The sequence below is a fragment of the uncultured Subdoligranulum sp. genome (genome assembly GCF_937890665.1).
This window is the reverse complement of record NZ_CALADU010000230.1, coordinates 1-7,057: the sequence shown is the minus strand read 5'-3', so window position 1 is coordinate 7,057 and position 7,057 is coordinate 1. Positions and strand designations below refer to the sequence as shown.

At 54.1% G+C, this 7,057-nt stretch carries 6 protein-coding genes and 1 pseudogene; 1 reads left to right on the top strand and 6 read right to left on the bottom strand.

Features of this window, described 5'->3' with window-relative positions:
- Positions 1–138: 138 nt before the first annotated feature.
- From Q0526_RS13105 to Q0526_RS13080, 6 genes are all read right to left on the bottom strand, one after another.
- Positions 139–768, bottom strand: coding sequence for a hypothetical protein (locus Q0526_RS13105; RefSeq protein ID WP_298734383.1), 630 nt, complete (start codon positions 766–768; stop codon positions 139–141).
- A 37-nt stretch (positions 769–805) separates the two neighbouring features.
- Entirely contained in the window at positions 806–1,129 is a 324-nt protein-coding gene (locus tag Q0526_RS13100) for a hypothetical protein (RefSeq protein WP_298734380.1), read from the bottom strand.
- A 138-nt stretch (positions 1,130–1,267) separates the two neighbouring features.
- Positions 1,268–2,848 carry an O-antigen ligase family protein gene (locus Q0526_RS13095; RefSeq protein ID WP_298734377.1) on the bottom strand — a complete coding sequence of 527 codons (1,581 nt, stop codon included), beginning with the start codon at positions 2,846–2,848 and terminating at the stop codon, positions 1,268–1,270.
- Positions 2,845–3,051: a hypothetical protein gene (locus tag Q0526_RS13090; protein ID WP_298734375.1), complete on the bottom strand. Its 207-nt coding sequence runs from the start codon at positions 3,049–3,051 to the stop codon at positions 2,845–2,847. Before Q0526_RS13090 ends, Q0526_RS13095 begins: the two co-directional genes overlap by 4 nt.
- A complete protein-coding gene (locus Q0526_RS13085) occupies positions 3,051–4,169 on the bottom strand; it encodes an N-acetyl sugar amidotransferase (protein ID WP_298734372.1) in 1,119 nt (372 codons plus the stop codon). The genes Q0526_RS13090 and Q0526_RS13085 overlap by 1 nt, the downstream gene beginning before the upstream one ends.
- Before the next feature lie 45 nt (positions 4,170–4,214).
- Positions 4,215–5,840 carry a hypothetical protein gene (locus Q0526_RS13080; RefSeq protein ID WP_298734370.1) on the bottom strand — a complete coding sequence of 542 codons (1,626 nt, stop codon included), beginning with the start codon at positions 5,838–5,840 and terminating at the stop codon, positions 4,215–4,217.
- Between the two features lie 197 nt (positions 5,841–6,037).
- On the opposite strand from Q0526_RS13080, the pseudogene Q0526_RS13075 reads away from it, so the two are divergent.
- Positions 6,038–7,057: pseudogene (locus Q0526_RS13075) on the top strand (DUF362 domain-containing protein); the annotation flags it as partial.

Genomic DNA, 7,057 nt, shown 5'->3' with positions numbered 1-7,057 from the left:
CCGCGATCAGCGCAATGACAGAAAAAGCAAGAGGAAGAAGCAGCTTCTTCCCCTTGCCGTTTTTCTGTTTGGACGCGGCAGAATGGAAAGTTTGTTTTCTCATTTGCTACGTTTCCTCACACAATCATACTGGGTCGCTTATTCCCCTTTGCGGGACTTCTTGGAAGCGACACCCAAGCCACAGGCAGCCACGCCAACCAGCGCAACCACTGCAAAAACCATCAGGCTCATGTCAGAACCAGTAGCCTTGATGGGGTTCTCGGCCACAGCTGCGGTGGGCTCATAAACGCCCTTGACGTTGCCGTACCCGGACAGTTGCTTTTCAGACTCAACACGACCACAGTTGTCGCAGCGATAGCCTTCGCTCGTCGCAGTCCAGTTGTGATACCCGCAAGCCGGGCAGGTGTAATACTGAATGGCATCTCCGGGTGCCGGCGTTGCCGTAGCAGTCGGAGTCGTAGTGGAGGTTTGACCCGCAGAGCTGCCGCTGCTGCTGTTGCCGCCGCTGGTGGAAGGCTTGTCCAGCGTGTAGGTGGTGAAGTGGGGTACCCAGATGGTCAGCACTTCGTCTTTTACCTTAAAGGAAAAATTTTCATTGGCATTTTTGCGATCCTGAATAAATTCTGTTCCGTTGCTGCAAAATACAACGGCATATTCTGTGCCATCCGCAACACCGGGCATCGGAATATCTACAATATAGCCAAGCTCGGATTTATTGTCGGCCTTTACGTCAATCGTAACAGAATCCTTTTCACCACTGATATCCAACTTGTTTAGAGTAATATTTTCACTCTGCCCTGCCTCGCTATAGAAACGGACTGTCCCCCTTTTCCGCCTGCTCAAATGCTTCCGGCATCTTGCTATATGCTTCAATAGCGCAAGTTGCCATATCCTCCGTAACAATATTGTTGTTTTCTGCGGCGACATTGCTAACATATGCAGCAATAGCCTCTTTTGCCTTGCTCTTATCACTGTCATCCCAAACAGGCTTATTCGCCAGCAGATCCTTAACAACCTCTACCTTGTTCTCGGAAATCTCACCCGGCGTTGCATCCTCCGCAAAAACCGGCAGGCTCATCGCTGCCGTCATAGCAACGGCCGCAACGACTGCCAGCATCTTCTTGTTCATGTCGTTCTTCCTCTTTTCATCTGATACATTTTTCTATAACCGAAAGCTCTTCTATCTTAGCGCTTTTCCATACGCTTTTCAAGAAAAAAAATTCACAATTTTTTCTTTTGTTTTTTACTTTTTACAACATTTTTCCCGTCACGGTATGAGCAGAAGAGAGAGAGCTGCCGCAAACAGCAATGTGCCGCCTGCTGCCAATCGGGTACAAATTTCTTTTTGCTCGATGATCGGCTCCGGTTTTGCCAATCCAGCCAGTACAAACACCAGCGGAAATACCCCCGGCATACTGATACTGAAGAAAGACTGAACGATATAGGCCAACAGTGCCGCCCCTAACGCGGGATGATTCCGGAATCCTCGGCGGAGTGCCGCTACGCAAAAACCACACCAACAAAGCAGTCCCAACGCGCCGCCGCAGATCAGATGCTGCAAAAATTCATTGTGCGCAGAGTCAAAAGCCTCGCCGTTGATCAGGATCATATACTGAACAGACCCCATATCATGATACAGTCTTGCCTTCACCGCATCGCCACCCATGCCAATGAGTTTTTGCAGCGGCGTCATATATTGCGTGTAGGTGATCCACAGCAGTTTCCATACATACCCGCGGTTGGAAGCCCAATGTTCGCCAAACCGCAGTGCCGCAAGAGCTTCTGGTCCCCCCTGCCACACGTTGGCCACCACAAACAAGACCACGATCAGCAGCAAAAGCACCGCCACGGTTCCTTTCATAAAGGCAGCCGCCGGGCGGGAACGGCACCGGGACAGAAAAATGGTCGCCAGAAGAAAGAGCACCAACAGCGGGATGCCAACCAATGGTCTAGCCAACCACGCCGAAACAGTACGAAGTGCCGCACGAGTCACCCATATATTGGCGCCAAAACCAGTAATCAGTGCTATTGCCGTTAGGCCCGCGCAAAGCGCTGCTCCACGCCCCAAAGTTCGGGTGGTGGTTTTGCGGGTGCAGCAAAAGACCAGTCCCGCTACTGCGCAGCCAAGCCAAGCCGCATCACTGCCCGCGCAAAGCAGACCGCTGCAAAGCCACAATGCTACCGCATAGCGGCCCCCTACTTGACGCGTACCACGCAGATAGTCCCCCACCGCCAGCGGCACACATAGGCACAGCAGCGCCCCATAAAAGTTGATATTGCCTACTGTCCCCAAAAACAGCTCGCCCGTATCGGGTAAAAAGGTGTAATAGGCATCCAATGGGTCGATCATCCAGTAATTCAGCCAACTGATGCCCGTCACCACGCACCCCACGGCCACCAACACCCGCAGAACCAGCCATGCACCTTCGGCGGTACCTGCTGCGGCTACGATCAGATAGACCACCGTGCAAGCCAGATAGAGCATCAACCCATTGCTGCGCCCGCTGAGTCCCCATAGCGCTGTATAACGGTCCTGCGCAAAATACCAGGCGGCGGTATAACAAAGGCAAAGTCCTATCGGCCATAACCAGACAAAGGAAAACCGGCGCAATGCCGTTTTGCGCCGATTTTTCCAAAAGCATGCTAACGCCAACCATACCATGGCTATCATTGTGCAGCGCAGCAGTAAATCAAATTTATGGCCGATGAGCTCCACATAGCCATTGGGCATATACAGTGGCAGCCCTACCGCCAAGGCTAACGCCAACGCGTCCGCCCCAAGGGCAGGCCACGAGAAAACACGCTGCTGCCCATCTGTCTGGATGACCGTTCCTATTTTCCGCTTCACGGTACCAACCCGTAGGTTTTATACCAACTGAGCAGTTCGCTCAGCGTCAGTTTGCGGGCGAACAGTTGGCGGTAGGTGGCGGTTTTTTCTTTGCCCTGCGCTTTCAGGGCTGCCATCTTGTCCGCTGCGCGGTCATATTCCTGTTGAATAGCCGCCTGCATAGCCCGGTAGGCGGCCAGTTGTTCCTGTTCGTTCATCTGCATCAGCCCTGTTTCCAGATGGGGTCTTTCAGCACCCATTCGCCGCAGTCGTTCTTTTCAAACAAATCGCGATTGTAGAACTTGTCCATGATGGCCCAGAACTCACTCTCGGTATAACCGCAGAAGTCGCAGAAGTCCCGCACGCAGAGGGGGTCCAGTTTGCCGTCCCGCTCCTTGATGATGGGAATGGCCTCTTCCCGGGTCATCATGCCGTAGCGGATGTAGCGGGCGGTGTAATCGGTGGCCGCCGCATGACCGAACTTGGGATACTTCAGCCAAGAATGCACCAGATAGGCGCGGGAATCGATCTGGTCAAAGTTTTCCGCATGGTGGGTGCGATCCCACTCATGGGTCAAATCGTGGAAGCCATGTGCCTTGGCGATCTGGTAGTTTTTATAGCTATTCCACGGCACAAAGTAGCTCATATAGAAGGGATCCAGCTTCGCCCGCTCCTCAGCACTGGGAGCCATGGTCAGGCTCAAGTCCTTTTCCGTGACGCCGTCGCCCACCAATTCTTCCATGGGGAAGCCCACGGCCACGCCATTTTCGATCTGATCCATAGCCGAGTAGGTTTCTTTATCGGCGTTGCCGCCGTACTCAAAGCTGACATTTTCCCCGTAGCAGAGCATAGGGGTATTGAATTTAGCCGCCATATGCAGCGGGAAGGTGTAAATCAGACGGTCCACATACCAAGTGGGTTTGCCGTACTTTTCAAAGAATTTGCGCATGAGGATCTTCTGCACCTTGATGTTGGGCTTGCAGGAGATAATGGTGCAGCCAAATTCCTCGCTGATATTCTTCAGGTTATGAACGCCCGCCTGCGTCATGGGGAAATTATCCTCCACACTGAACAGGATGGGGTTCATGTGCATGACTTCCTTGAGCATCCAGACCTGAAAATGACTGTCCTTGCCGCCCGACACTGCCACGGCGCAGTCATAACCGCCGGGGCCGTTCATGCCACGGTATTTGTTGCAGTAGGCCTCAAACTCCTTGAAACGGGCATCCCAGTCCACATTTTTACGGTTTTCGTAGTGGCGGCAGGCGCTGCACACACCCTCAGCGTCAAAGGTAATGCCGGGACGGGTATCAGGCATCGTACATTTTTTGCAGTAACGCATCGTCATTCTCCTTTACACAGCCCGCCGCTAGGCGGGATTTTTCGGTCAGTCCGCGGCACGGGCTGCCGCAGCCGCAGCGTGTACATCCGCCGCGGAATCAAAAGCATAGATCACATACCGGTCATCTTCGTAGACCTTCTCGCAGTCCCCATACTGCACCAGCCCCATTTCCTCGGCGGGACCGTCCTCCTGAGTATCCACCAGCAGGAAAGGATGCTCGGGGTCTGTGGTCAGATGATCCTTTTTCTGCAGCCAGTCCGGCGACGCATCATCGCTCAGGTTGGCCAGCGTCCAAACATCCAACTGTCCACTGGACAATTCGATCATCGCATTGCAGTTCCAGAAGGTAGCATAGCCCTCGGTATACCCATTGTCCACCAGCCAAGCCGCCACCGTATCCAGCCCCTTGTGGGCCAGCGAAGGCTTTTCGATTTCCCGGCGCACCGTGTGTACCGCACACACCGTAAACGCGCAGGCCAACGCGACTGCCGCTGCCTGCCGCACACCGGGCAGGTGGAATCGCTCGGTTTTGAGTTCCACTGCCATCACCGCGATGCCGATGGGCAGGTTCATCAGCCAGAAATACAGATAATATTCTTGGAAGTAGGTGTAACAAACACCACACACCGCCACCATGCAGATCAGCAAGAGTACGAGGATCTGATCGGTAGTACGCAGCGTGCGCAGGCGCAGCAGCAAGCGGACCATACAGAAGGCCATGAATACGCCCAACAACAGGCCAATACCGGTAGCAATGCCACTGAAATGGAAGAGCAGTGCCCCGTTCTGGTAGCCGAACTCGTGGAAAAAGTCCATGATAACGCGGTCCAACGTGAACCAGTCGTCCGAGCGGTTCCAGGCGATAAAATTGTAAGATTTGACGTCGTACAGTTTCGACAACACCGAATTGCTGAGGAAATACCCTGCCGCGCAGGCCGCCGCCGTCAAAATGGAGGCTACAAAGAGCCGCACCTGCGCCCGGCAGGCTGCCAACGCTCCGCGCCATTCTGTCTTCCCGCAATCATGCAATGCCAAGGCCAGCACAATGGCCGATGCCAACAGCAGCGGCGCGTGGAATACCATGAGCTGTTTGACGCCGTTTACACCAGAGATAGCCGCCACCACACAGGCAAGGATCCACAGCCGGACACAAGACCGGGAAGACCTGTCCTGACTGCGAAGGATCAGCGCCAAAATGAGGATGTAGAAGAAGGTGTAAACGAGATAGTAGCCCCCATAAATGGCATAAACCAAATAATGCTGCCCAAAAGGCCACATGAGAGTTCCTGCCATCCAAAGGCCGGCGCGCCCCAGCCCTGCGAAATGTGCCAGCAACACCAAAACCGCCGCATACAAGGCCAAGGTGATCATCATGCCGAAAGTTCGCGCAAGATGCCAATCATTCGGGAAGAGCATCAACCCCAAACGGTAAAACCATTGCAGATTGACGACCTTCAATTCGGTAGAATAATACCAGTTGGTACTGATTATGCTGCCCTCCTGATTGAGCAGATCCGCCAACACCATCTCAGATGCCAGATCAGAGTCTACGATCCAACGCCCCGGCACCAACTGATACCACAGATCCAACAGATAGCCCGCCGCCATCCACAGCCAAGGCAGTGCTTGCCATAGGCGAGAACGCCAGTCGGGTTGTAAAGATTGTTTCATTGCTTTTCCCCTGTAGGCCGTCCCGTTTGTGGACGGCTGTTTGTTTGGATAATCCTTTTTGTATTGTACCCCATTTACTGCACAGGCGCAAGGGCAAGCCATAAAATTTGCAGTTTTGCTAAGGGGATAGTTGCATTTTGGACGTGGGTACTTTACAATAAAGCCAAGAGCAAACACACCAAACAGGAGGCGTATTCATGTCTGCATCGAAAGTGTATTTCACCGATCTGCGTACCTCGTTCAATGAGAACCTGCCCCAGAAATTGGAGCGGCTCATCAAGACCGCCGGGATCGGACAGATCGATTTTTCTAACAAATTCACCGCCATTAAGATTCACTTCGGCGAGCCGGGCAACCTAGCTTTTCTGCGGCCCAACTATGCGGCAGTCGTGGTCAAGGTGGTCAAGGAGCTGGGCGGCAAGCCGTTCCTGACGGACTGCAACACCCTGTATGTAGGCGGACGCAAAAACGCGCTGGATCACATGGACGCTGCCTATACGAATGGTTTTTCGCCTTTCTCCACAGGCTGCCATGTTGATCATTGCCGACGGCCTGAAAGGCACCGATGAGGTGTTGGTTCCGGTGGAGGGCGGCACCTATGTTAAGGAAGCCAAGATCGGCCGGGCCGTCATGGACGCCGATGTGTTTATCACGCTGTCCCACTTCAAGGGGCACGAATGCACCGGCTTCGGCGGTGCACTGAAAAACATCGGCATGGGCTGTGGTTCCCGCGCCGGCAAGATGGAGATGCACAGTGCCGGTAAGCCCTATGTCAATCAGGACGCCTGCATTGGATGCGGCCGCTGCGTCAAGATCTGCGCCCACGATGGTCCCCACATCGTCGACCACAAGGCCAGCATTGATCATGACAAGTGCGTAGGCTGCGGCCGGTGCATCGGTGTCTGCCCGATGGATGCCGTCTGCCCCGCGCAGGATGAAAGCAACGATATCCTAAACTGCAAAATCGCCGAGTACAGCAAGGCGGTCGTCAGCGGTCGTCCCCAGTTCCACATCAATCTGGTCATCGATGTATCGCCCTACTGTGACTGCCACGCCGAGAATGATGTGCCTATCGTACCCGATGTAGGCATGTTCGCCAGCTTTGACCCGGTAGCGTTGGATCAGGCCTGCGCCGATGCCGTTAACCGGCAACCTGTCATGCCCGGCAGCCATCTGGACGAGGTAGCCCACGATCACCACGACCACTTCACCGATTC